This is a genomic window from Pseudoalteromonas sp. PAR1, assembly GCF_947311895.1.
In the GTDB taxonomy this organism is placed as follows: Bacteria; Pseudomonadota; Gammaproteobacteria; order Enterobacterales; family Alteromonadaceae; genus Pseudoalteromonas; species Pseudoalteromonas lipolytica_C.
The window spans coordinates 151,786-177,785 of record NZ_CAMZMY010000010.1 but is presented as its reverse complement, the minus strand read 5'-3'; the positions used below and the strand labels follow the sequence as shown (position 1 = coordinate 177,785).

Below are 26,000 nucleotides of genomic sequence, written 5' to 3'. Positions count from 1 at the left end.
TGAGCCGTATGCAGTGAAAGTTGCACGTACGGTTCTTAGGAGGGCGACACTTGGTAACAGGTGTCGTCTATCCGACAGAAATGAGTTAATCTGGAAAGTCTGCTTATGACACAATACCTACTTTCACATCTATGAAAAATACTCGAAATAGCGTTAGAAAGTTTACGGCTATCAAACCTATAAAAAATAAAAAAGAGTAAAGCGTTCACTTTACTCTTTCAGATAATTCACTATCTTGTTAACTCGCAACTTATTTCAATCTAATCGACGTTGCTTCAATCTCGATTAAACCTTGCTTAAACAAACCGCCAATGGCTTTTTTGTAGTTTGCTTTACTGGTTGAGAAAGTCTTTTTAATTGCTTCTGGGTCTGACTTATCACCTAAGTGAAGTACGCCGCCTTCGGCTTTTAATTTAGTCAAGATTTTCTCGCCTAAGTCGTTTACTTTACCCATACCTGGTTTTTCAAGTAATACGTCGATTTTGCCGTCTTCACGTACTTTTTGAATGAAGCCTTTTAAGCGTTGGCCAACAAATAGCTTTTTAAATACCGTGTTGTAATAAACCACACCAATGTGGGCTTCGTTTACGAGTACTTTGTAACCTAGGTCTGTTTTACCGGCAACGATTAAGTCAACTTCTTCCATCGTTGAGTAAGTTGGTTCTTCTTTCGATAAAAACTTATTAAAGTTGCTTGATGCACAAATACGTTGGCTGGCGTTATCGAGATATAAACGTACAAGATACGAAAACCCTTCTTTCATTTTTGGCTTTTGTTCATTGTATGGCGCAAGTACATCTTTTTCGAGGCCCCAATCCATAAACGCACCAGTGCTATTAATAGCTTTAACACGGAGTAGAGCATATTCGCCCACTTCAGCTAAAGGTTTTTTTGTGGTGCCTGTTGGGTGGCCTGCATGATCTAAATAAATAAATACTTGCACGCTGTCACCAGCTTCAAGTTCGTATTCAATTTCTTTACTTGGTAAAAATACTTCACCTAAGTCACGGCCATCTAAATAGGCGCCTTCGTTTGACATTTCGTTAACGAATAGTGTTTGGGTTGTTCCAAGAATGCTCATTATTATTCCTGTTCTGGTTTTTTCTTACGACGCATAGGTGAAAAACCATCGACATCAATAGGTGGTTTAATAGGCGTTTTCGGTTTTTTAGGGGCAGCTTTACGTTTTGGTTTAGCAGGCTTTGCAGCGACTTTTTTCTCTGCTTTATTCCAAACCGTTTGTGGTTTTTTATCACGTAGGCCTTTAAATTTACCAACAAGGCCATCAACGGTGAAAAAGCTTAATTCATCATTTAAAAATGCTTTAATTGCTTTGTAGCTTGGCCAATCTTTCGGACCCACTAACGAAATAGCAGTTCCCTTAAAGCCTGCGCGACCTGTACGACCAATACGGTGCACATACTCTTCAGCATGCTTTGGTAGGTCAAAGTTAATTACATGGGTCACGCTTAATAAATCAAGACCACGTGATGCAACATCGGTGGTGATTAAGATTTTAAAGTTTTCACGGCTAAAGGCATCCATGATTTCAAGGCGTTTGGCTTGGGTTAAGTCACCAGCGAGTGCTTGTGCTTTAAAGCCTTTATCAGTTAATAACTGGCTTAAACGCTGAGTATCGGCACGTGTTGCGGTAAATATAATGCATTGTCCGACATTGTCTTGTTTTACAAAGTGCTCAAGTAGCGCTTCTTTGTGATCTAGATGATCAGCTAAATAAAGCTGCTGGGTAATGTCACTATGCTGCTCATTAGAAGCACTTAACAGTATTTGTTTTGGTGAACGTAATAAGTTACGTGACAGGGCATCAACTTGTGCATGGTCAAGCGTTGCTGAAAACAATAACGTTTGACGTAATCGGTGATCAGCAAGTTCGTTGATCATTTTAACTTGATCGGTAAAGCCTAAATCTAGAATACGGTCTGCTTCATCAAAAATTAAAAGCTCTAAGCCTGAAAGCTGTAATGAACGTTGACTTAAATGGTCAGCTAAACGCCCCGGTGTGCCCACTACAAAATGAGGGTCTTTGCGTAGCGCCTTAATTTGGTCATTAAAGTTTTCGCCACCGAGTATTTTAACGGCACTAATATTTGTGCCGGCAATTAATAGTCTTAATTGACTGTATACTTGGGTTGCTAATTCGCGGGTAGGCGCAACGATTAAAACGCGAGGGTCGCGTTTACTGAGTGCTTTTTGTTTCATTACACGCTGTACAGCAGGTAATAAAAACGCCAGCGTTTTGCCCGATCCTGTTTTTGACTGTGCAAAAATATCATGGCCTGCGATAGCTGTTGGTACCGCGTGAGCTTGAATGTCAGTGGGCTGGGTGATGCCTTGATGCGCAAGTTGTTTTTCGAGGCGTGTATCAATCCCAAGTTCAGTAAAATGCAATGCGTAATCTCCGATGAGCAAAATTTAGTAAATCCTGTTCATTATAACGTACTTGCCTTGCTAGGAGACAGTAAAAACACAGCTATTTCGCATCAGTTTTTGCAATTATCGCTAATTCGCGTAAAATACGCGCCCTCAATGCGCCGGATTTACGATTCGGTTAACGCCCCACATGGGCATTTAAGGCAAAAGGTAAAACCATGACTGCTGTTCATAAAGACAATGTAACCAGCGAGCACTTTGTTGTGTGCGCACTCTACAAATTTGTAGCCCTTCCAGATTTTGAAGCTATTCGCCAACCATTACTTAAAGTAATGGAAGACAATGAAGTACGCGGTACTTTGTTACTTGCGGCTGAAGGTATCAACGGTACTGTTTCTGCTAAACGTGAAGGTATCGATAACCTACTTGCATGGCTAGATTCACAACCAAACCTAGACAACATTGTGACTAAAGAGTCATACGATGACGAATGCCCGTTCTACCGTACTAAGGTAAAACTGAAAAAAGAAATCGTAACTATGGGTGTTGAAGGTATCGACCCACGTGAAGTAGTGGGTACATACGTAAAACCAGCTGATTGGAACGCGTTAATTTCAGACCCTGAAGTGATTCTTATCGATACGCGTAATGATTACGAAATCGAGATTGGTACTTTCCAAAATGCGGTTGATCCAAACACGAAGACATTCCGTGAATTCCCAGCGTGGGCAAAAGAAAACCTAGATCCAGCAAAGCACAAAAAAGTCGCTATGTTCTGTACTGGTGGTATTCGTTGTGAAAAATCAACTGCGTATATGAAAGAGCAAGGTTTTGACGAAGTATTCCACCTTGAAGGCGGTATCCTTAAGTACTTAGAAGAAGTACCAAAAGAAGAAACCATGTGGGAAGGTGAGTGTTTTGTATTTGATAACCGCGTTGCGGTAAATCACGACTTACAAAAAGGCTCTTACGACCAATGCCATGCCTGTCGTATGCCTATCACTGAAGAAGAAAAGCAAAAGCCTGAATACATGGAAGGTGTTTCGTGTCACCACTGTCACGACAGCCTAACAGAAGAGCAACGTGCACGCTTTGCTGAGCGTCAAAAGCAAATCGAATTAGCACAAGCGCGTGGCGAAGGTCACATCGGTAACGAAGCGCAAGAAGTACTTCGTAAACGTAAAGAAGCTAAAAGAGCGCAAAAAGAAGCACAGCGCCAACAGTAACCTTTAGCAAATTTCTTATAAACCCCAGCATAGTCTGGGGTTTTTTTATGGATTATTTATTAGTTAGCTTTTTAAATATAGTTACTTTGTTTATTAAGTCACTGTAATTACTATAAAAGCTACCATTTGTTCCTTATTGCTGTACAATCTGCCGATTATTTATTTTAGATACCATCTCCAACACTATCTTTTCTTAATTTTAAAAAGTAAACGTTTGAAGTATAAGGATATATACAATGTACAAACTACTTACGGTGGCAATGTGTTCAATGCCATTTTTTGCTCATTCAGCGCTTAACGAAAATAAATTTGGTTACATTGGCATTTCTGCTCAAAAAAATTACTACGATGTTAATTTTATCCCCTTGATAGAGCAGCAAGAAATTTTACCGTTACGTTATGACTACAGTGACACAGGAACGGGATTTAGAGGATTTGCCGGCTACCAATTTAATCAATATCTAGCAATAGAAGCAGGTTTTAGTGTGCTTGGCGAAGCCGAATTTAATGTCTATAGCGAAACAACTAATCAAAGTGGTACGGTCGTTAAAAACTCTGTTTACAGCGGAGGGCTTGAAACCAATGCACTTGATCTGCGTTTACTTGGTACATACCCAATTACTGGCAATGTATTTGTTAGGGGGCATTTAGGCAGTGTACTTTGGGATAGTAATTTTAGCTTTCTTCAAAAATTCTCTGATGATTACTTTATTGTTGATCAAAAAGACTCTGGAGTATCACTTTTAACCGGGCTAGGTATTGGTTATGCATTGTCTAGTGGTACGGCCTTAACACTTGATTATGAAAATACAAAAATTAATGATAGCAACACACATAATATCATTGCTTCAATAGTGTTTAAGCTCTGATTTATCCGAGGATTTTTTAGTTGAGTTACCTAGTAATAAGTTAGTGCGCTTTTTTACACTTACCTACATATATCTCACAGTCCCTTACGAACTAAGTAGTTATTATTCTACCTAACAGCAATACTTTATAGGACTAAATGGGTATGAAGAAACTACTAGTGAGCTTATTATTACTAGGTGGCTGCGCGACACAAGGTGTTGATAGAGCCGATCAGCAGGTCATGATTAAAAAATTTTACGCCAAAGTTGAAGATGTTAAACCTGTAAAACTGTCATCTAATGTCAAAACAGGCATTGTTGGTGGCTCTGCAATAGGGCTTATCGATGAATTAGATGGCAATCATGAAGATATGGTTGCTGGGGCATTAGCCGGTGCAATTATTGGTGGACTTTTTACTGCCATTGCAGAGGGTAGCAACAATGCCTTTGAATACGCACTTAGAGCAGAGCAAGAAGGGCGTTTTTCTGTTATTCAAAAGGACGAAATTGATCTTAATTCTGGTTGTGTAGAAGTGACCATTGCCTCAGAAGCGCGTTTAAAAACCGTGCCTGCAGTTAACTGTATTAATTTATAAGATTAATCTGCATTCATACAAATCAGTTTGAGGGATAAAACCTGTTGCTACATGCGTTTAAAGTGACTTAGCTATCTGTAATGATTTATTGCCTGAAAATAGCTCACTTAAATAAGCGATTTTACAGATAGAAATGCGGCAAAATCAGCGCCGTATTTCTAATTATTCATTTTAACTTATCAATTTGTTTATTAAACGAAGCATTCTTTTTATTGATCACAAAGCTGTTACACTTCGTAACAATTAAAACGATTCTTATTTAGGTGACACTTTTGATAATTGGCAAATTGCATTCATGGACTTTTCTTGCCTTAATTAGTTGCGTATCAGTCGCTGAGGCTGCAAACGTAGTTGTTGAATCAGTTACGGTTGAAAAAGCAAAACAACAAATAAAAGTAGTTGGTAGTGCTGAAGCTGTGCGTTCTGTAACCTTATACCCTGCGGTTGGGGATAGGGTGACTGCTGTTCACTTCAAACCCGGTGACAATGTCAAAAAAGGAGACTTGCTACTTGAGCTTGATTCGCGCAGGCAGCAAGCTGCTCTTTTAGAAGCACAAATAACCTTAAATGACACAGAGCGAACAATGAAGCGGCTCGAAGAAAGCCACGCTCGAGGTGCCGTACCACAAAGCGATTTAGACGATGCAAAAACCCTGCATGAGCTTGCGAAAGTGCAGTTGATGCAAGCAAAAACAGAGCGTGAAGACCGCGAAATTCGTGCTCCGTTTAGTGGTGTGATGGGGCTAACAGATGTAGAAGTTGGCGACCGGATCACAACACAAACTGCGATTGCAACGATTGATGATGTATCAACACTGTACATAAACTTTAATGCACCAGAAGCAGCAATTGATGTTTTAAAGGAAAAATCAGCTGTTGACGTGATCCCTTGGCTAGGCGACAAAACTTACAGTGCACAAGTCGCCCAGTTAGACTCTCGTATTAATCCTCAAGCGCGCACCTTAAGAACCAAAGCAAAGTTAAATAATGAATCTCATCAGTTTATGCCTGGTATGAGTTTTCGTGTGCATATTAATTTACTTGGTGAAGAGCATGCAGTGGTTCCTGAAGCTGCCATGATGTGGGGAGCCGCGGGCCCTTACGTGTGGAAAAGTGTTAATAAAAAAGCCACACGTGTTGATGTTAAAATTGAACAGCGTTTAGCCGGTCGGTTATTGGTATCTGGTGGCTTAAAAGAAGGTGATTTATTGGTTACTGAAGGCGTGCAACGTTTACGCCCAAACCAAGAGCTTACTTTTATGAATGAAACAACGCTTGCCAAGGAGTGATAATGAAACAGCAACCTATGATGGAAGATTTACCATCAATGGCGATACGTCGGCCCGTATTAATCGTGGTGCTGAATTTGTTAATCATCATAGCGGGTATTGCCGCTATTGCTGGTATTGAAATACGTGAACTACCAGATGTAGACAGGCCACGCATTACTGTTTCAGCATCGTTTCCTGGGGGCTCGCCTGAAACCGTTGATACCGAGGTAACCAGTAAACTTGAGGGGGCTGTTGCTCGGGTAAGTGGTGTTAAAACAATTCGTGCGCAAAGTGAAGAAAATAATGCCCGTATTGTAGTTGAGTTTCGCCCGGGTGTTAACCTAGATGATGCAGCCAACGAAACGCGCGAATCGGTTGCCCGTGTACAGCGAGAATTGCCCGAAGAAGTAGAGCGTGTATCTATCATTAAAGCTGATAACGATGCCGAAGCGGTGGTATCGCTAACGGTATCAAGCGACAGCTTATCATTAGAAGCACTTACTGAACGCGTTGATGTTGACTTAGCCCCGCAGTTTTTAACTATTCCTGGGGTTGCCGATGTTCGCTTAAATGGCGACCGAGAGCGGGTGCTTAGAGTGCGCATCGACCCACTTAAGCTAAGCAGCTTTAACCTTACGGTACCAGATATTGCCAATGTACTTCGCCAAGCTCCCTTTGATGTGCCTGCCGGTAGTTTAAAATCAAGCGATCAACAGGTGATTGTTCGTGCCGATGCTACGTCAATATCAGCTGAACAAGTGGCAGATATTATAGTGCGCGACGATACCCGTATTGGTGATGTTGCTGCAGTGTATTTTGGCCCAGCTGATCCGCGTTCATTCGTGCGATTAAATGGGACGCCAGTGATTGGCATGGAGATAATACGCCAAGCTCAATCAAATACTATCGAAATTTCTGATGAAGTGCTGACCTTAATAGAACGTATGAGAGTTCGTTTTCCTGAAATGGAATTTACCTTAACCTCCGACGATGCGCAGTTTATTAGAAGCTCAGTGGATGAAGTAATAAACTCCCTATTACTGACAGTGCTGTTAGTAGTGATCACACTTTGGGTGTTTATTGGCTCATGGCGAGCAACGCTCGTCCCCGCATTTGCCATACCTGTTGCGTTAATAGGTTCTTTAGCACTGATTTGGGCGCTTGGTTTCTCGATTAATATCTTAACTTTGTTGGCGCTGGTATTAGCGACAGGCCTTATTGTAGATGATGCGATTGTGGTCAGTGAAAATATTCAACGTCAGCGTGGCTTAGGCCTTGGCCGCAGAGCTGCGGCTGTAATTGGCACCCGCGAAGTATTTTTTGCTGTGGTGGCAACAACCGCTGTATTAGCAGCTGTGTTTGTGCCGATTGCCTTTTTGCCTTCAACAGCAGGGCGACTATTTAGAGAGTTTGGTGGTGTGCTTGCTGGAGCTGTCATTATATCAAGCTTTGTAGCGCTTTCTTTAGTGCCTGCACTAACATCAAAACTTAAATTAAAGCAGGGTGGTTTTCATCCTTTTGCAAAAGTTGGGCATGCTTTAGCGAATATATACAAACGCTCAATTCATGGTGTACTTAAACATGCATGGCTAACATTTTTTGCTTGCTTACTCGTTGCAGCAGGCTCTGGTGCGCTGTATTTCAATTTAGATAATGAATTATTGCCGACAGAAGACCGTGGTAAAATTCGCATTTTCGCCCGTGGCCCAGATGGTGTAGGCCTTAACTTTATGGACAGGCAAGCGGTGCAAATGGAAGACATTTTACTGCCCTATGTTGAAAGTGGTGATATTGAGTCTATATATACCGTCGTTGGGCAATGGGATCCGAATATCGTATTTATAACTGTGCCGTTAAAGCATTGGGACGAACGAAATTTTAGTCAGCAAGAAATTATCAATAAAATTCGTGGACCTTTAGGAAACATTCCAGGTGCGGCTGGCTACCCAGGTGGTTCAAATAGTTTGAACTTGCGTGGTCAAGGCGGTGGTATTGAGCTTGCATTATTGGGGCAAAATTACCTTGAGATCTTTAAAGCGGCACAGAGTTTCTCGGCAGAAATAGAAAAAGCCTTGCCAGAAGTGGCACCGGTACGTATCTCGTACCAACCGTCACAACCGCAATTACGGGTCAATATTGATAGACGTCGTGCTGAAGAGCTCGGCGTATCGCTCAGTGATATATCTATTACACTTAGAGCAGCCATTAACGGCGATGACATTGCTGATTTAAACATCGGCGACCAATCAATCCCTATTATGCTGCAAGCACAAAACCAAACTATTACAAACCCAAGTGACTTAGCAAACTTATATGTTGGGGGTCGTAATGGTCAGTTAGTGCCACTGAGTAGTGTGGCAACCATTACAGAAGAAGGTGTTGCAGCAGAACTAGAGCGCCATGCTCAGCGCCGAGCAATCGAATTAAGCATGGAAATGCCAGATGATATTACTATTGCCGAAGTTGTAAATAAAATCCGTGAAATATCTGAGCAAAACCTGCCAGCTGGTATAAGTTTAGCCTTTAAGGGTGAGGCACTCACCTTTGAAGAAACGGCTAATGAAGTCTTGATCACCTATATTTTGGCATTTTTGATTGTATTACTTGTGTTAGCTGCGCAATTTGAAAGTGTTAATAGTGCCATTGTAGTGATGATCACTGTGCCATTTGGCATTACATCGGCCATTTTGGCCTTGTATCTAACGGGTACATCATTGAACATTTATTCACAAATAGGTTTGGTCATGCTTATTGGCTTAATAGCTAAAAATGCTATTTTGCTGGTGGAATTTGCTGACCAATTACGAGATAAAGGTCGCAGTGTTAGAGAAGCAGTTGAAGAAGCTGCTCTTGTGAGGTTACGCCCAATTGCGATGACCTTAGTGTCTACTTTGCTAGGTGCATTACCACTTATATTATCCACCGGTGCCGGTGCCGAAGCGCGTAACGCGATTGGTTGGGTGGTATTTGGTGGTTTAGCATTAGCAGTGCTGTTCACATTATACCTTACACCTGTGATTTATCTTGGTTTAGCGCGCTTTACCAAACCTCGTGGTGATGAGTCGAAACTTCTGGCCGAAGAACTAGAAAAGGCTTAATCCATTTAAATCTGCTATTTTTTCTTTGAAAAAATAGCAGATTACACTCACAATCAAGGAAAAGCTCAAAACTAGGTACGCTTATGCAAGCCGAACACGTCGATATAGCACAATTTTTAAGTGATCATGCTCCATTTGATGATTTGCCCGAAGAAGCGGTTAACACTCTCGCTTCACAAGTAGAGATAGCCTACTTCAGAGCGGGAACACAAATCCTTAATTACGGCGATGATATTGCCGATTTATATGTAATTAGAACCGGAGCCGTCGAAATGTATCGACGTGATGGTGATTTGTATAACCGCTTAACTGTCGGTGGTATTTTCGGACAAATGGGTTTGCTGATGAACCGCAAAGTCCGATTTCCTGCCAAGGCCCTCGAAGACACCTTAGTGTATTGCATTAATGTAGAGCTATTTAATCAATATTGTGATGAATACGAAGCCTTTGCAGACTTCTTTGAAGCTGATGGCAATGTGCGTCTTCATCAGGCCATTGTAGAGCAGGCTGACAGTAATGATTTAACAACTGCAAAAGTTAAATCATTACTGCACAGAGATGTAGTGACCGTAGCAAAAGACGCGTCTGTGCAAATGGTTGCCCAATTGATGACACAAGAGTCGGTATCGTCTGTATTAGTAACAGATGCCGATAAACCCATCAGTGATGATCCTGACGATGACGATGGTCAAGTAGTTGGCATAATTACAGACCGAGATTTGCGCACCAGTGTGATTGCTGAAGGCTTAAGTTACGAATCACCTGCCGAGCAAATTATGCAAACGGATCTTATCTTACTCGATAGCAACGCCTATGTGTTTGAGGCTGTGCTTGCTATGCTCAGAGATAACATTCATCACCTACCTGTCGTTGTTAAGAAAAAGCCCATCGGTGTTATTTCTTTATCTGACATTCTGCGATATGAATCACAAAGCAGTTTATTGTTAGTGCGGGGAATTTTAGCTCAGCAATCTGTAGAAGATTTAGCGCATTATGCACGTCAGCTACCTAACGTGTTTGTACGCATGGTTAACGAAGACGCTAACTCTCATATGATTGGTACAGCAATGGCTGTAATAGGGCGTACCTTTAAACAGCGTTTACTTGATTTAGCCGAAGAAAAATTTGGCCCGCCACCCATTCCTTATTGTTTTATTGCCTTAGGTTCAATGGCTCGTGATGAGCAATTAATTGTAACCGACCAAGATAACGCCATTATTCTTGATAATAGCTTTAACGAGGAATTACATGACGAATATTTTCAAAAGCTCGCTGATTTTGTCTGTGATAGTTTAGCCGAATGTGGCTATAAATACTGCGAAGGGGAAATCATGGCGTCATTTAAAAAGTGGCGTTTAACTCGTGAGCAGTGGAAAGAGCAATTTGCAGGCTGGATGGCAGAACCAAAACCACAGGCTTTATTACACAGCTCTATCTTTTTTGATTTAGATGGCGTTTACGGTAAAACCAAATGGGCTGATGAGCTCAAACGATTTATTGCAACTGAAGGGCGTAAGAATAAGCGTTTCTTGGCTAACCTTGCAGCCAATGCCCGTAACAGAACACCGCCTTTAGGTTTCTTTAAAGATTTTGTACTAGAGCATAATGGTCAGCATAAGCGTTCTATGAACTTAAAACGCCGCGGTACTGCGCCATTATCAGATGTGATTCGTGTTCATGCTTTAGCAATAGGCAGTCGTAAACAAAATTCATTCGAGCGTTTAGAAGATATCATCGAAGCAAAGCTTTTACCCGCAGGGAAAGCGCAAGATCTTCGAGATGCCTTAGAATACATTGCGATGGTTCGTATTCGCCACCAAGCATGGCAAATTGAAAAGTTAGACGAAGCCCCAGATAACGATCTTGAGCCACATTTACTATCGCCTTTTGAGCAGCGCAACCTTAAAGAAGCGTTTGCGATTTTAGATAAAGCGCAGAATTTCCTTAAATTCAGATACTCTGCCAATACAGGGATGAAGTAATGGCTAAACAAGGTGTAAAACTTGATTGGCCGACTCGGTATCAGCAGTTATTAGCGGCTAGCAAACAGCCGCTAATTCAAGAGTTTTATCAAGCCGCTATTTGTGATTTAAACATGCCAATTAGCGACGTGCCCTTAGTGGCGCTTGATTTTGAGACGACCGGTCTAAATTTTCAAAATGATGATATAGTCAGTGTTGGTTTAATTCCATTTAATGCTAGGCGCATCTTTTGTAAAGATAGCCAGCATTGGATTGTACAACCAAGACGTAAGCTCGCTGAAGAGTCGATCGTTATTCATGGTATTACCCATTCAGAAGTAAGTGATGCGCCAGATTTTTCATCTATTATGGAGCCATTACTAGCAGCATTAAAAGGTAAAGTCATAGTGGTGCATTTTGCTCCCATTGAACGACACTTTTTGTATCAAGCGCTACAATCGCGATTAGGTGAAGGCCTTGAATTTGCAGTAATAGACACGTTGGAGCTTGAAAGCAGGGCGCTTAGAGCTAAACAAGGTCTACTAGGTAGGTTGTTTAATTCTAAGCTTGATTCCGTTCGTCTTGCGGATTCTCGTATTCGTTATTCATTACCTGCGTATCAAAACCATAACGCACTGAACGATGCCATTGCCACCGCAGAGCTGTTACAAGCGCAAATTGCTTATCATTACCGCCCAGATACACCGCTAAGCGAATTGCTCATATAGCGTGCTTAACAGCACAGATTTTATGACGAGTAATTTAAATTAAATAAGCAAAGCTTATAAATAAAAAACGCCGCATATAGCGGCGTTTTTTATTTAAAGGTAGTGGTTAGTTTCTTGGCTCTGTACGTAGACCAAGGATTAAACTTACACACATTAATAGCAATACAAAGGTAAACGGTAAGCCCGTAGATACGGCACCGGCTTGTAATGCTTCGATAGCTTGTGTGCCACCAATCCAAACAAGCGCTGCAGCAATCGCACCCTCGATTGTTGCCCAGAAAATACGTTGTGGCACTGGCGCGTCAACTTTACCACCGGCAGTGATAGAGTCGATAACTAAAGAACCTGAGTCAGATGACGTAATAAAGAACACGAGTACCAGCACAATTGCAATGAATGAAAGCACTTGCGACATTGGCAGGGCTTCAAACATTTGGAACATCGCAAGTGGTACATCAGTTAAACCTTTCTCACCTAGTACACCCACTTTATCAATAACTTGTTCAATAGCGATACCACCATAAATAGACATCCAGAAGATAGTCACAACGGTAGGCACAAGTAATACGGCAATTAAGAATTCACGAATTGTACGACCTTCAGATACACGCGCAATGAACATACCTACAAACGGTGACCATGAAATCCACCAAGCCCAGTAGAATACTGTCCAGCCGTGCATCCATGTTTCATCTTCACGGCCATGTGGGTTACTTAACGGAATAATGTTTTCAACATAACCCATAACAGTATTAGGAAGATTACCAAACGCTGCTGAAAAACCAACGAGAGCAACAAATACGAGTAACACAAATGCGATAACCATGTTTACATTACTAAGCAGCTTTACACCGCCGTCGATACCACGAACAACAGAGATCACTGCAAGTAGAGTAACACCAACAATAACGCCGATTTGTAGACCAATACCGCTATCAGTACCAAACACATGGTTTATACCTGCAGCGGCTTGCTGTGCACCTAAACCAAGAGACGTTGCGAGACCAAATAAGGTGGCAAGTACAGCAAGAATATCAATAAGATGGCCCGGCCAGCCCCATGCTTTGTCACCTAAAATAGGATAAAAAATAGAGCGGATTGATAACGGCAGGCCCTTGTTGTAGCAAAAGAATGCTAACGAAAGCGAAACAACGGCGTAAATTGCCCAAGGGTGTAAACCCCAATGGAACATAGTTGCACCCATTGCTAATTTCGCAGCCTCTGGTGTGTTTGCTTCAACGCCGAGTGGTGTTTCGTACCAGCCTGTAAAGTAAGCGACAGGCTCTGCTACGCCCCAAAACATTAAGCCAATACCCATACCCGCAGCAAATAACATTGCAAGCCATGAAATACGAGAGTGAGTTGGGCGCGCTTCTTTACCACCAAGGCGGATATTGCCGTATGGTGAAACAATTAACGCCAAGCAAAACAATACGAATAAGTTTGCTGACCACATAAAAAAGCCATCAAAATTATTAATAATGTCGTTTTTAATTCCATTCAGGGTTGTTTTTGCTGTTTCAGCATCTGACACAAGTGTTGCCACTAAAAATAGCGCAATTAAACCTGCACTAATGCCAAATACAGGGTTGTGCACATCAAAACCCCATTTTTGCACATTGTCCTGACCGACGGTGTAGTCGGTATTGTCGATACTGTACTTATCATGATGTTCGCTCATGAATACCTCTTGTTGTAGTTATATCTAGCAGAAAGCTAAACGGCCGGTTGGCACATCTCGGCTAACACTACTTATACGTATGAAACCGAAAAATAGTTTGTAGACGAACTAAATTTGTACCAAAGTTTAGTCTTTAGTGTAGGAGTTCGAAAAAAAATGTAAATGGTTTTGTCCCTAAACAGCCGAATAAATGCGGTTTTTTACGTTTTTTGTTGGAATTGTGAACAATTTGATGCAGCAGAGGATTAATTTGATGACAGTATTATTTCAAAACAAATTATTTCAGTTGAGAGGAAAGTGCTGCAAACACAGGGCTTGCAGCACAAAATTACTACTTTTTATAAGCGTCGTTATGAACGCCAGCAGCACGACCAGAAGGGTCAGCATTGTTTTGGAATGACTCATCCCAAGCAAGCGCTTCAGGTGTTGAACAAGCAACTGATTTGCCATGCGGAACACATTTTGCCGCTGCATCACCAGGGAAGTGCTCTTCAAAAATACTACGATAGAAATACGCTTCTTTAGAATCTGGCGTATTAATCGGGTATTTATATTTAGCGTTAGCAAGGTCTTGATCGCTTACTTGCTCGCTCACATACTCTTTTAAAGTATCAATCCAGTTATAGCCTACACCATCAGAGAATTGCTCTTTTTGACGCCATAACACTTCGTCTGGTAGATAGCCGTCAAACGCTTCACGGATAATGTGTTTTTCGATTTTACCGTCTTTACACATTTTCGCTTCAGGGTTGATACGCATTGCAACGTCTACAAATTCTTTATCTAAGAAAGGCACGCGTGCTTCTACACCCCAAGCAGCCATAGATTTATTAGCCCGTAAACAGTCAAACATATGTAGTTTAGACACTTTACGGTTAAGCTCTTCATGGAACTCTTGCGCATTAGGTGCTTTGTGGAAATAAAGGTAACCACCAAAAAGCTCATCAGCACCTTCGCCAGACAACACCATTTTTATACCCATGGCTTTAATTTGACGCGCCATTAAGTACATAGGAGTTGAGGCACGAATGGTTGTCACATCGTACGTTTCAATGTGATAAATCACTTCGCGAAGAGCATCAATACCTTCTTGAATAGTAAAGTGGATAGGGTGGTGAACCGTACCAATCATATCTGCAACTTTTTGTGCAGCTGCTAAGTCTGGTGAGCCCTCAAGACCAACTGAGAAAGAGTGCAGTTTTGGCCACCAAGCATCAGACTCGTCATTATCTTCGATACGTTTTGCGGCGAAACGTTGCGTGATAGCTGAAATAACCGATGAGTCTAAACCACCTGATAATAGAACACCGTAAGGTACATCACACATTAGTTGACGTTTAACAGCAGCTTCTAAGCCTTCTTTAACATCGCTTGATTTAGCTTCGTTGTCTTTTACTGCGTCATAGCTTTGCCAATCGCGGCTGTAATACTTACGAAGTTGACCATCTTTGCTCCACAAGAAGTGACCCGGAGGAAACTCTTCAATGTGTTTACAAATTGGTGAAAGCGCTTTTAGTTCTGAAGCAACATAAAAATTACCATGCTCATCATGACCTGTGTAAAGCGGGATAATACCAATATGGTCACGACCTATTAGGTAGGCGTCTTGTTCTTCATCGTATAAACAAAAAGCGAAAATACCATTCAAGTCGTCTAAGAATTCAGGCCCTTTTTGTTTATATAAAGCTAAGATAACTTCACAGTCTGATTGAGTTTGAAACTTAAAGTCTGTTTCTAGATTTGCCGCAAGCTCTTTGTGGTTATAAATTTCACCATTTACAGCAAGGATATGTGTGCGCTCTGGATTATATAAAGGTTGCGCACCACTTGATACACCAACGATAGCAAGACGCTCGTGGACTAAAATAGCTTTATCAGATGAATATACGCCAGACCAGTCAGGTCCGCGGTGTCTTAAAAGTTTTGACATCTCAATTGCTTGACTTCGCAATTGGGTGGGATCAGATTTGATATCTAATACCCCAAATATTGAACACATAGTGACTCCTCATTCCAAATATGTGCGCAGTTAACAGAATTTATATAACTGCGAATGTTTGTTTTAACAGAAATAATTACCTAAGTCACACAGCTTTTTTAAATATTTGAGAATAAAATATGCACCAAGTGTTATTGCTTTGCACCAAAATGGGGTGGCTGCCTAAGTTGTGAGCAATTTAAATACTTGATTTGAGCAAATGGGCTGGCTTGAAGTGGTAAATAGCGCCATTAAAAGTGTTGTTTTTTGCACTATTTTGGTGCGTAGCGTTAAGCAAACTAATTGTTCAATTTGTTTATCGAAGATGTATAGACAAGTGGGAGCTTTAAGAAAGCAAGTGGCAAGCCACTTGCTAATCAGATTAACTATTTGTTTTTGTATTTTAGCGCAATGGCTAATTGATTAAGGTGAGCTGTTAGCTTTTCTTTCGCCTTAAAAGCATCTGCTAGAGTAACAAACTTGAAATGTAAAAAATCACCTGGCTTTAATTGGGCAAAATGACGAAGATCAGCGTCGATCACAGTTCCTAGCAAAGGATAGCCACCGGTTGTTTGCGCATCATTCAATAACACAATTGGTTCTCCATTTGGCGGCAACTGAATGCTGCCTGGTGCTACTGCCATCGATGGCAATGACACATCATGCTCTAAGCCACACTCATCACTTAATAATCGTGTACCCATGCGGTTACTATTAGGTGATACATGCCATGAATGATTTATAAAATTAACTATGGTGTCTTTAGGCAAAACTGCAGCATGTGGGCCAGCATGTATGCGTATTTGGGTGCTTTTAGGTGGTAGCATTGCACCTAAACCGACTTTAGTGTTGTATTTTGGTATTACCTCAAAGCTGTCTCCAGATTTCAGTGCTTGTCCGGTTAGACCACCAAAACCAGCTGTTATATCTGTTGAGTAGGAATCCAATATAGGGTCAGGTAGCTGCCATTGTCCGCCTATAGCAAGGTAGCTTCTAAACCCATGCCGTGCGGCATTTAGCTTTAACACATCACCTTTTTTAATGTAAAAACTCCAGCCTGGTTCAATCGCATTACCATTAACACTGGCTTTCATATCTGTTCCATGCAAGGCAATGTAGTAGTCGTTATCGAATTTAATTTCAGCAAGACCTAGGGTGATCTCAATGACTGGATTGTTATCTGCGTTTCCAACTAATCGGTTTACTATGATCTGCGCATAAGGATCAATACAGCCAGATTGGCCAATTCCCAAATGACGAGCACCCACGCGGCCTTGATCTTGTATAGACATTTGCATGCCAGGTTTAACGATGGTGATCATTTTAACACCTCCTGAATAACAAACTCTAAGGTATCACCGGGTTTAACAGCACAGGGAGAGGTTGCATTAATATCGAATAATTTAAAGTCGGTGTGACCGATTATTTGCCAGCCACCGGGTGACGTTTCAGGATATACGCCTGTTTGCTCGCCACCAATAGCGACAGACCCTTTTGGCACTGAGATGCGCGGCTCGCTTCGACGAGGCGTATATAATTTAGGATCCAAGCCATCTAAGTAAGCAAAACCAGGTTGAAAACCTAAAAATAAAACAGGGTAGGTTTTACTACTATGTAACTGCGCGACTTCATCAACAGTTAAGTTGTGCTCTGCAGCTACATGAGCAATGTCAGGGCCATGTTGACCACCATATACGGTGGGTAGCTTATGATGAGTTGATGCAAAATCTTTAGTCGTAGTCTCTTGCCACTGCTCAAGCAATAATGGCAGCCAACTTGCTAGCTTTTCAGACTCTTTTAGATACAGAGTTAAGTTGTTATTAGCTGGAACAACATCAACGAAATCTCCCGTCGATTGGCAAAATTGAGCCAGCGCCCAAATCTTTTTTTGTGTATTTAAGCCATGCTCAGCACTTTCATATGCATCGAAGAAGATACAATGCGTAGTGAGCGCCATAATCTTTGGTGTGCTTTTTGTCGTCATTGCAGGTCAATCTTATTATTATCCCTTGATACTATTTAGCATATAGGGTGAGTGCTAATGATGTAAATGAGTGTTTAATGTTAATTAGAAAAACTCATGATTGCCAAGCAGTTATAAAATCATTACAGCTGCTTGGCGTATTACTATGTGTTATTACTTAGCGTTGTTTAAAAGCCAGTTTGATAACAAGCGAACACCATAACCAGTGCCACCTTCAGTTAACTCATCTTTAGCTTTGCTGTTAAGTGCATTACCAGCAATATCGATATGAACCCAACGGGTATCGCCGGCAAAGTTTTGTAAGAAACTTGCTGCTGTCGTTGCACCTGGACCATGCGAACCAATATTTTTAAGGTCTGCGATATCCGATTTTAGTGCATCTTCGTAACCAAGTGGTAAGCGCCATAAGTTCTCGTTAACCTGCTTTCCTGCAATTGTAAGTTGCTCAACAAGCTGGTCATCATCAGAGAAAACCGCTGCGTATTCATTACCTACAGCACCGATTTTTGAGCCAGTCAATGTAGCCACATCAATCATAATACTTGGTTTAAACTTGTCGCGGGCATACCACATTGCATCGCTTAGCACTAAACGGCCTTCAGCATCTGTATTAACTATTTCAACGCTTAAACCTTCTGCTGTGCGAACAACATCACCAGGCGCTACCGAGAATTGTGACACCATATTTGCAGCCATACCCATTACAGCCACTACGTTGGTATCTGCTTTTGCAAGTGCCATTGCTTTAACCGTACCCAGTACTGCTGCTGCGCCTGCCATATCTGATTTCATGCGGGCAATCGAAGCACCTGTTTTAATACTATAACCACCAGAGTCGAAGGTAATGCCTTTACCAATCAATGCAATTGGGGTGTCTTTATTACCTTGGTAATGTGCAACAACTAAGCGTGAACCTTCTTCGCTACCACGGCCAACAGCTTCTAACGCACCCATGCCTAATTTTTTAATTTGTTTTGGTTCTAAAACGGTAATTTTAACGCCTAATTTATTTAACTCTTGTGCGGCTTTTGCAAAATCAGACGGCGTCATTTCTGTTGCAACTTCAGAGGTTAAATCACGTGCTAAAAATACACCTTGTTCAATGTGTTGTAGTAATTTATGGGTTTTGACTGCTTGGTCTAAATTTTCAACATCAACAGTATAGTTAACTACATGTGTATCTTGTTCTTTTTTGTACTGCTCAAAACGGTGGTCACGTAAATTCGCACCATGTGCAAATTCAGCTGCATATTTAGCATTGATTGCGCTGTCTTTTAGCTCTGAAAAATCGAGGCTTACGGTTGTTTGTTTAGCAGACTGTAATTTAGCGTGAACATTACCACCGAGTTTTGCCATTTTTGCTGCATCTAGTTTTGGCTGTTCTCCTAAGCCAACAAGTAAGATGCGCTGGTGGTCGCTGCCATTAGGAGCGATGACTTCTAATGTTTTGCCATAACCTGCTTTAAAATCGCTGAACTCAATGACCTTATTTAGGTGAGTTTGGGTTTCTGGCTTTAAATAGTTAAAGTTAGCAACTTGACTATCAGTGTCTAAAAATAAAACTAAGGTGGTGTCGTTTGGCTTAATTGACTTTGCAAAAGTGAACTCTGCGGCATTCACTTGCGTAGCAAGTGTTAACCCTAATGCAATAGCAGACAAGCTGTGTGCAATTTTCATTTTTTAATATCCCAATGTTAAAAAGCTGTGTTTTACCGTAAATAAGCTTAAGAGTTAAATTGTTAGCGGTGAATAGCTGTTTGCATGCGTTTAAGCTGAAATTATTAATGCTTATGGTCGGTCTCCTTTAAATACAGGCTTTTAAGAGGAAATTAGTATGACAATTAAGTCGATGTTACTGACATTATTCACTTGCAGTGCCATTTTCACTATGAATCATACAACAGCGCAAGAGATGCCAGACAACGCAACCGGACATATTGAAACAATTGTGCTTGGTTCTGGTTGCTTTTGGGGAGCTGAAAAACGATACGAAGCACTTGATGGTGTTTTAGATGCGGTATCTGGTTATGCTGACGGTAGCGGTTTTAAAGCAACCTACAAGAATATAACACGTAGCGCACGTCGATTTGATGAAAATAACTACGCAGAAGTTGTCAAAGTGACTTACAACAGTAATCAGTTAACGACAGAAGAATTATTAAAATACTATTTCGAAAATCATGATCCAACTCAGTTAAATCGCCAAGGCAATGATATTGGCACTCAATACCGCTCAACAATTTTGGTTAGTAATAACGAGCAACTTAAGGTTGCTAATAAACTTAAAGATGAATACCAAGGTAAGTTAACCGCAGCAGGGTACGGCAAGATTGTTACTGTTATAAAACCTCTCGATTCGTTTTATGCGGCAGAGGAATATCATCAAGATTATTTAAAGAAAAACCCTAATGGCTATTGTCCTGATCACTCAACAGGGGTTGTTTTTACGCCAGTAGAAAAACAGCAAGTTGATAACACGGCCTTATTAACCAATAAGCAAATAGTCGTGATAGATGCTAAAGGCTATTGCCCATACTGTGAAAAGTTTAAAAAAGAAGTCGCTAATGATTACATGGGCTCGATACCTATGACATTCCGTCATGCAGATCAGCTTGATGGCTTAAAAATTAAAACCCCAACATGGGCAACACCCACGTTATTATTTATAGAAAATGGCGAAGAGATATATGGCCGTCAAGGTTATGTGAGTAAAGATGAGTTTTATAAAGCGCTAGGGGCATTTAAATTAGGTGATAGTGAAGCATTCAGAGTTGCATTCCATGCCAGAACAGATAGCCCATTTTGTAAACAATACGATATCTTTAAAAACACACCGGATGGTATTTTTGTTGATAAGCTAAGTGGTGCGCCATTATTCGATACTCGTGATAGGTTTAATTCGGGAACCGGTTGGCTTTCATTTACTCACCCGGTAAAAGACAGTGTGACCATGCATGAAGACAACAGTTATGGCATGCAGCGCATTGAGCTTAAATCTAAAAGCTCAGGTATTCACTTAGGACACTTATTCCCGGGGGAAGGGCCAAGAGGTAAAGATAGATACTGCATTAATGCGACGGTGCTTGATTTTGTGCCACGTGATCAAATTTAACGTAGATACAAAAAAACCAGCCATTATGGCTGGTTTTTCAGCATTAGAATCAGTCATTACCACAATTTTAATTCCTGTTTTGCGCGATTTAAATTAAATGATACATATTCATTATCATCGAGTCTTGAGGCTTCATAAAAATCAGCAATTGCTGCCGTATCATTATTAGCCATAAATCGCGCGACACCTCGGTTACTTAATGCAAACGACGTTAATTCATTACGTTTAAATCGAGATGCTTTAATCTCTTTTAATAGGCTTATTGCTTCAGTACAGTCAGCTTCAGCTTTTTCAAACTGCTTTAGCTTTACACTTGCAACACAGCGATTAAAAGGCGCTATATATTGATTTGCTGGATCTTCAGCAGACGTTACTAAACCAGCATTGTAGTCACCTTGCATAATCGCAATGGATGAAGCTTCGTCATCCACTACCATTAGTTTAAAGTCGATATCATTTGCTAACACCCAATTCGAACTCATGCAAAGTGAGGTAATCAAGATGGTTTTGAGAGGTATGAACTTGAACATTGTTTATCTCCTTAATAATGTAAGTACATCACTTACTCTATTAATTTAGAAACAGTGTTACTGATTGACAAACGACAAAAATACACCCATTAGATGAAAAAAAATATCTTATTGGGTAGGTGGCTTGAGTGTATATTTTAGACAAAAAAAAGCCCAGTCAGAACACACAAGGACCGGGCTTACGACAACAATTTGGTTGGGCTAACTATTACAGCGCTAAGTTTTGCTTCGCGCGGTTTAAGTTATGATTTACCAGTTCATTTTTTGAGATTTGAACTGCTTCATAAAAGTCTGAGATTGCAGCTGTATCATTTTCTGACATGATGCGTGCAACACCGCGATTACTTAACGCAAATGATGTTAATTCACGGCGTTTGTAACCTGGTACTTTACTTGTGTTTAGAAGTGAAATCGCTTGTGTACATAGGTTTTCAGCTTCTGAAAAATTCTTTTCTTTTACGCTTAATGCACAGCGGTTGAATGCAGTTTCATATTCATTGCTTACATTATCGTTAGTTTGAGCTTGCTCAATAACCATCAGTTTATAATCAGCTTGGTCGGCTACTGCCATCGCTGAGCAAGTTAATAAAGAGCTAAGTGCAATAGTGGTTACAAGTGTTTTTAACATGATAGTTTTCCTCTGAATAAGTTGGTGTTTCTTGCCAACGAGTGAACTTTAAAATATTCCTATAAGCTAAACAAACGATTAAATTAGAACTGATAGATGAAGAAATTTAATCTATAGAGTAATTGCTCAGTTCTCAGCGATTTAGTAGGGAAAATTAGAGAGGAGAGTGTCTGAAAATTACTTTCAAACACAATTAGCTTTGTTTTGTGAATGCTATTTATGTACTGATGTTATCAGTTTGGTTGAAAACACATACTCTAGATCAGCTAGTTATGATTGAAGCTATTTATTTAATGTAATATTCAAAACTAAAATATCTGCTGTATCAGTTTGTTCTTTGAGTAAGATAGTATTACCGCTTATAGCAGTTATTTGACTACATAAATCCGCACAAAACTTTTCAAAATCAATACTTAAATTTTGAACACCAAGTTCATAATCGTAAAAATTCATTGTCCTTGAGTCGTTTTCTTTGTATTGAAAATAGAAGCCATTTTTAATAGGGTAAATGCTTGAAATAAAATGCGTATTATCAAATAGATTGGTACCAGAAGCAGTGATTACTTGGCCAATTGAAAAACTCAGTAATTCGTCGTTATCATTTAAAAAAATATCTTTATCTTTCAATTGCGTTTTTAATGACATTATTTCGTCAGTAACTAAATCAAATTTAACTATTTCATCATTGTGAGTGTTCTTATCAACAAACAAAATAGCATCTGACTGTTTATACCACCCGATTGGATACCCAATGATTCCATTTAACCATTCGATTGCGAACTGGTCTTCCTCTAGCTTAATAAGAAATGGTTTGTTATTTATACTGCTTGCGATAAGTGTTCCAGAGGGGTCCCATATTGGTTTTGATAAAGCATATTCTTGCTCAGTGTTAACGAACAATAATTGTTCTTCTTCAGTCTCAATATGTTTAATAAAAAGTTGTGGAAGTCCATTTTTCATTGACATGTAGGCGATGAGTTTTTCATCAGGTGAAAGTGCAGCTTCTTTATCAATGGTATTAGAGTTTACGATTTTTATAGGAGTAGAGAGTGAATCTAAAGCGCTAATCAAAATATCTTGATCAGACTTAGCCTCAATAAAATACAGTTTGTCCTTAACGATTTGTGGATAAATCAAAAAGTTATAACTTTTAAAATTAAGAGTCGTTAATTGGCCGTTTAATTCAAGTTGTTTTAACTCACTGCCATTACTCAATAACAAAGAGTCACCATCGTTAAACCAAGTCATAAAGTGCCAGTTATGATCAATTTCAACGACTGATTCAAGGTTAAAACTCGATAAATTTAATAGTTTTACCTCCGAGATTGCATCTTCATTGAAGCCAATTATCGCTAATTGTTTCTGGTTAGGTGATAAAGCGAGCTTGTAGGGCTTGAAATCATCATTTGGTTGAAGAATTTCGTAAGAATGGCCAGTAATCAAGTTATGTCGATATAGGCTTACATTACGGCTGTGTTCGGAACTGTTTTGATTTGCTAAATAGAAAAGGTTTTCTTGTTCATCTATAAAAAACAAGCTGTTCCAAGTTATATCTGTACGAGAAAAGAGTTTTTCTTCGCTGATCACGTTCGCTTCTGTATCTAGTTGCAGTCGATTGAATGAAATACTCCCTTCATCTTGAAACGAATATACAAGCGTATTTGCATCTGTATCCCATGCAAGGTAGGTGAACGCTTTTAAGTCTGTACTTAATTCTTTATATGAATTTAATAGTAAATCTTTGATTAAAAGCCTTCGCTTATTAGGACGATTGGTATTTTGTATGTAAGCCATGAAACGCCCATCAGGACTAACTTGTAGGTAACGCTCTTTTTCATTGCTTGCAGTAATAGGCTTAAGATCTTCTAAAGAAATCTGTTTATCTTCGTTAAGGAAATTGAAAAGGAAGATAATGATAAACAAAGCAGGGATAATTAAGAGTGCTATTTTTGTATTTTTTATCTGATGTATTTTTGCTAATGGAGTGCTCGTTTTTTCATCATGAAAACGTATTTCAGCCTCGAGACTATAGCCCCGCTTTGGGTGTGTTTTTATAATGTGCTTTTCTTCATCGGATAACGCTTGTCTTAACAAAGCAATATTTCTGCGAACTGAATTAGGACTGAAAATAGCTTGTGGCCAAACATTAGCAAAAAGCATTTCGGCTGATAACACTTGATGTGGTTTTTGCGAAAATACTTCAAGAAGTGCCATCACCTTAGGCTCTACAACAACAACTTTACCATCTGTTTGAATTTCGCCAGTCTCAAAATTAACCAAAGAGTCATTAAGAAAAAATTGTTTTGATAATTTACTTTCACTCAAGTTGATAGTTATCCATTTGTTATTATTAGTTATTTTCAGCTTAATGTTTTCTTAAGCTTTTCTTAATCACTACTTCATCGCTTTTTGTTATTCGCAAAAGTAAAAGTATCGAAGGCCAAGCGCCATATTATTCAATAAACAATAAAAGGAATGTAAAGTGAAGCGATATTTACTAATGCTCATATTTTTTATGTGTTTTATTAGCCATAAAGCACATGCAATGAAAGAGGTAGACTATAACAAATTGGCAAGTCAATTTATTACGGTTTTAAACACTAAAGATTTAGATGAGATCGAAAAATTTGTAGTAAAGAACTTCTCACCAAATTCTCTTGCACGCTGGGAGGGTAAAGGTAAAGACCGTTATGTTGGGTATTCGATGAATGTTGCGCTTTTTCATGGAGAGTTGAGTGTTATTTCTACAGAACTTGATACGTCAACTAATCGCATCCGTCATATAAGTAAAGTTTATTCAAAGAATACAGATATGCAGCATCAAGTAGTGTTATTTTTTAATGATGAGCAATTTCAAGCAATAACAGGGTGGTCTATTGAAGAAACTCCACAAAACCAAGGTTCAAAAAGCTCTTTAACTGAGTCACAATTTATTGAAGAGATCAAAATTTATACTGATAAACTGGCGCAAAGAGGTAGTTTCTCTGGCACGGTATTACTTGCTAAAAATAATGACATTTTGTTTAGCGCTGCATATGGCTTTGCTTCACGTCGCTATGATGTGAAAAATAACTTAGAAACGAAGTTTCAAATTGGCTCAATGAACAAAATGTTTACTAGCGTCGCTATCTTACAGCTAATAGAAGCTGGCAAAGTATCGCTTGATGATCCGCTCACTAAATTTATTGATAAAAGCATTTTAGGGAAAGGTGATTTTAGCAAAATTAAGATTCGACACTTATTAAGCCATACATCAGGGATTGGTATTATTTCTGGCTATGACGAGATACAAAATAAGGTGCGGTCTCTTAAAGATATCCAACATTTATACAGTTCAATTGACGCTACATTTGAACCCGGAACTGAATGGCGTTACAACAATACGGGTATGGTTCTACTTGGTCAGGTGATTGAGAATGTAACTGGTGAAAATTACTATGATTACATAAATGAAAATGTATATAAAAAAGCTAACATGCAACAAAGCGGAAGTTATGACTTAGATGTGCCTGTCAAAAATACTGCCCGTAATTATTGGTTTTCTGTCGAAACTGGTCAAGTAACAGAAAATTTGATGTTTCAATCGGTAAAAGGGGGACCTGCAGGCGGAGGTTATTCAACTGTAGGCGATTTACACAAATTCGCCATGGCAATGCAAAATGCTCAACTAGTAAGTCGTGAACTCTCTAATAAAGCCTTATCAGCAAAACCTGAGCTAAATGCACCAAACTGGGGATATGGTTTCTCTGTGAGAAGTTCAGCAGGGAATACAACTGTTGGTCATAATGGTTCCCATTTAGGCATGACAGCAAGGTTAAATATGTATCAAGAAAAAGGTTATATTCTAGTTGTTTTGGGGAATTTTCAATCTTCAGCATGGCCTGTTGTGGCAAAAGTAGATCAACTCATAAAGCGTTTGTAAAAATTCATTAAAAAGAGGGGCGTATTAAAGCCCCTTATGAGCAACC

At 39.9% G+C, this 26,000-nt stretch carries 19 protein-coding genes; 9 read left to right on the top strand and 10 right to left on the bottom strand.

All coding sequences use genetic code 11. The features are described from left to right. Positions 1-250 precede the first annotated feature (250 nt). Together QL229_RS10745 and QL229_RS10740 are read right to left on the bottom strand one after the other, a co-directional pair. Positions 251-1,081 (bottom strand): S1-like domain-containing RNA-binding protein, encoded by an 831-nt coding sequence (locus tag QL229_RS10745; RefSeq protein WP_135924703.1) that lies wholly within the window; start codon positions 1,079-1,081, stop codon positions 251-253. Positions 1,082-1,083: 2 nt separating this feature from the next. Next, on the bottom strand, positions 1,084-2,409 hold the full coding sequence (locus tag QL229_RS10740) for a DEAD/DEAH box helicase (protein ID WP_138557549.1): 1,326 nt from the start codon (positions 2,407-2,409) through the stop codon (positions 1,084-1,086). Between the two features lie 200 nt (positions 2,410-2,609). On the opposite strand from QL229_RS10740, the gene QL229_RS10735 reads away from it, so the two are divergent. From QL229_RS10735 to QL229_RS10705, 7 genes are all read left to right on the top strand, one after another. Further along, complete coding sequence (locus tag QL229_RS10735) at positions 2,610-3,617, top strand: rhodanese-related sulfurtransferase (protein WP_138557486.1); 1,008 nt, start codon at positions 2,610-2,612, stop codon at positions 3,615-3,617. A gap of 236 nt (positions 3,618-3,853) precedes the next feature. Beyond that, entirely contained in the window at positions 3,854-4,486 is a 633-nt protein-coding gene (locus tag QL229_RS10730; protein WP_138557487.1) for an outer membrane beta-barrel protein, read from the top strand. 143 nt (positions 4,487-4,629) lie between these two features. Then, entirely contained in the window at positions 4,630-5,061 is a 432-nt protein-coding gene (locus QL229_RS10725) for a hypothetical protein (RefSeq protein WP_138557488.1), read from the top strand. Between the two features lie 278 nt (positions 5,062-5,339). Then, positions 5,340-6,350, top strand: a complete 1,011-nt coding sequence (locus QL229_RS10720) for an efflux RND transporter periplasmic adaptor subunit (protein WP_249930212.1) — start codon at positions 5,340-5,342, stop codon at positions 6,348-6,350. A gap of 2 nt (positions 6,351-6,352) precedes the next feature. Continuing rightward, complete coding sequence (locus tag QL229_RS10715; RefSeq protein WP_138557490.1) at positions 6,353-9,430, top strand: efflux RND transporter permease subunit; 3,078 nt, start codon at positions 6,353-6,355, stop codon at positions 9,428-9,430. 83 nt (positions 9,431-9,513) lie between these two features. Next, positions 9,514-11,412 (top strand): DUF294 nucleotidyltransferase-like domain-containing protein, encoded by a 1,899-nt coding sequence (locus tag QL229_RS10710; protein ID WP_138557491.1) that lies wholly within the window; start codon positions 9,514-9,516, stop codon positions 11,410-11,412. Then, positions 11,412-12,119, top strand: a complete 708-nt coding sequence (locus QL229_RS10705) for a 3'-5' exonuclease (protein WP_135924687.1) — start codon at positions 11,412-11,414, stop codon at positions 12,117-12,119. The genes QL229_RS10710 and QL229_RS10705 overlap by 1 nt, the downstream gene beginning before the upstream one ends. Positions 12,120-12,225: 106 nt before the next feature. On the opposite strand, the gene QL229_RS10700 is transcribed toward QL229_RS10705, so the two are convergent. The 5 genes from QL229_RS10700 to QL229_RS10680 all read right to left on the bottom strand — a co-directional run bounded on the left by QL229_RS10700 (position 12,226) and on the right by QL229_RS10680 (position 19,439). Continuing rightward, on the bottom strand, positions 12,226-13,800 hold the full coding sequence (locus QL229_RS10700) for a BCCT family transporter (RefSeq protein WP_135924685.1): 1,575 nt from the start codon (positions 13,798-13,800) through the stop codon (positions 12,226-12,228). Between the two features lie 331 nt (positions 13,801-14,131). Beyond that, complete coding sequence (asnB, locus tag QL229_RS10695) at positions 14,132-15,799, bottom strand: asparagine synthase B (protein WP_135924683.1); 1,668 nt, start codon at positions 15,797-15,799, stop codon at positions 14,132-14,134. A 365-nt stretch (positions 15,800-16,164) separates the two neighbouring features. Further along, the gene (locus tag QL229_RS10690; protein WP_135924680.1) at positions 16,165-17,100 is read right to left on the bottom strand and encodes a biotin-dependent carboxyltransferase family protein; all 936 of its coding nucleotides are present in this window, start codon (positions 17,098-17,100) and stop codon (positions 16,165-16,167) included. Next, positions 17,097-17,762: a 5-oxoprolinase subunit PxpB gene (gene pxpB / locus QL229_RS10685; protein WP_135924678.1), complete on the bottom strand. Its 666-nt coding sequence runs from the start codon at positions 17,760-17,762 to the stop codon at positions 17,097-17,099. Before pxpB ends, QL229_RS10690 begins: the two co-directional genes overlap by 4 nt. Before the next feature lie 153 nt (positions 17,763-17,915). Then, the gene (locus tag QL229_RS10680) at positions 17,916-19,439 is read right to left on the bottom strand and encodes a leucyl aminopeptidase (protein WP_281546855.1); all 1,524 of its coding nucleotides are present in this window, start codon (positions 19,437-19,439) and stop codon (positions 17,916-17,918) included. A gap of 211 nt (positions 19,440-19,650) precedes the next feature. Between QL229_RS10680 and msrA the strand changes: the two genes are divergently transcribed. Further along, positions 19,651-20,874: a peptide-methionine (S)-S-oxide reductase MsrA gene (gene msrA, locus QL229_RS10675; protein WP_249930213.1), complete on the top strand. Its 1,224-nt coding sequence runs from the start codon at positions 19,651-19,653 to the stop codon at positions 20,872-20,874. Positions 20,875-20,930: 56 nt separating this feature from the next. On the opposite strand, the gene QL229_RS10670 is transcribed toward msrA, so the two are convergent. The 3 genes from QL229_RS10670 to QL229_RS10660 form a co-directional block, all read right to left on the bottom strand. Further along, a complete protein-coding gene (locus QL229_RS10670) occupies positions 20,931-21,404 on the bottom strand; it encodes a hypothetical protein (protein WP_138557494.1) in 474 nt (157 codons plus the stop codon). 208 nt (positions 21,405-21,612) lie between these two features. After that, entirely contained in the window at positions 21,613-22,032 is a 420-nt protein-coding gene (locus QL229_RS10665) for a hypothetical protein (protein WP_135924667.1), read from the bottom strand. A gap of 282 nt (positions 22,033-22,314) precedes the next feature. Then, positions 22,315-24,357, bottom strand: a complete 2,043-nt coding sequence (locus QL229_RS10660; RefSeq protein WP_138557495.1) for a winged helix-turn-helix domain-containing protein — start codon at positions 24,355-24,357, stop codon at positions 22,315-22,317. Between the two features lie 220 nt (positions 24,358-24,577). Here QL229_RS10660 and QL229_RS10655 point away from each other — a divergent pair, with 220 nt between their 5' ends. After that, positions 24,578-25,954 carry a serine hydrolase domain-containing protein gene (locus tag QL229_RS10655; protein WP_281546854.1) on the top strand — a complete coding sequence of 459 codons (1,377 nt, stop codon included), beginning with the start codon at positions 24,578-24,580 and terminating at the stop codon, positions 25,952-25,954. Positions 25,955-26,000 lie beyond the last annotated feature (46 nt).

Bases quoted from the DNA above. Each gene is read 5' to 3' on its own strand.
- QL229_RS10665 (WP_135924667.1), bottom strand. From the start codon at position 22,032: ATGTTAAAAACACTTGTAACCACTATTGCACTTAGCTCTTTATTAACT.
- msrA (WP_249930213.1), top strand. From the start codon at position 19,651: ATGAATCATACAACAGCGCAAGAGATGCCAGACAACGCAACCGGACAT.
- asnB (WP_135924683.1), bottom strand. From the start codon at position 15,799: ATGTGTTCAATATTTGGGGTATTAGATATCAAATCTGATCCCACCCAA.
- QL229_RS10680 (WP_281546855.1), bottom strand. From the start codon at position 19,439: ATGAAAATTGCACACAGCTTGTCTGCTATTGCATTAGGGTTAACACTT.
- QL229_RS10710 (WP_138557491.1), top strand. From the start codon at position 9,514: ATGCAAGCCGAACACGTCGATATAGCACAATTTTTAAGTGATCATGCT.
- QL229_RS10655 (WP_281546854.1), top strand. From the start codon at position 24,578: ATGAAAGAGGTAGACTATAACAAATTGGCAAGTCAATTTATTACGGTT.
- QL229_RS10690 (WP_135924680.1), bottom strand. From the start codon at position 17,100: ATGATCACCATCGTTAAACCTGGCATGCAAATGTCTATACAAGATCAA.
- QL229_RS10745 (WP_135924703.1), bottom strand. From the start codon at position 1,081: ATGAGCATTCTTGGAACAACCCAAACACTATTCGTTAACGAAATGTCA.
- QL229_RS10700 (WP_135924685.1), bottom strand. From the start codon at position 13,800: ATGAGCGAACATCATGATAAGTACAGTATCGACAATACCGACTACACC.
- QL229_RS10715 (WP_138557490.1), top strand. From the start codon at position 6,353: ATGAAACAGCAACCTATGATGGAAGATTTACCATCAATGGCGATACGT.
- QL229_RS10670 (WP_138557494.1), bottom strand. From the start codon at position 21,404: ATGTTCAAGTTCATACCTCTCAAAACCATCTTGATTACCTCACTTTGC.
- QL229_RS10730 (WP_138557487.1), top strand. From the start codon at position 3,854: ATGTACAAACTACTTACGGTGGCAATGTGTTCAATGCCATTTTTTGCT.
- QL229_RS10705 (WP_135924687.1), top strand. From the start codon at position 11,412: ATGGCTAAACAAGGTGTAAAACTTGATTGGCCGACTCGGTATCAGCAG.
- pxpB (WP_135924678.1), bottom strand. From the start codon at position 17,762: ATGACGACAAAAAGCACACCAAAGATTATGGCGCTCACTACGCATTGT.
- QL229_RS10735 (WP_138557486.1), top strand. From the start codon at position 2,610: ATGACTGCTGTTCATAAAGACAATGTAACCAGCGAGCACTTTGTTGTG.
- QL229_RS10725 (WP_138557488.1), top strand. From the start codon at position 4,630: ATGAAGAAACTACTAGTGAGCTTATTATTACTAGGTGGCTGCGCGACA.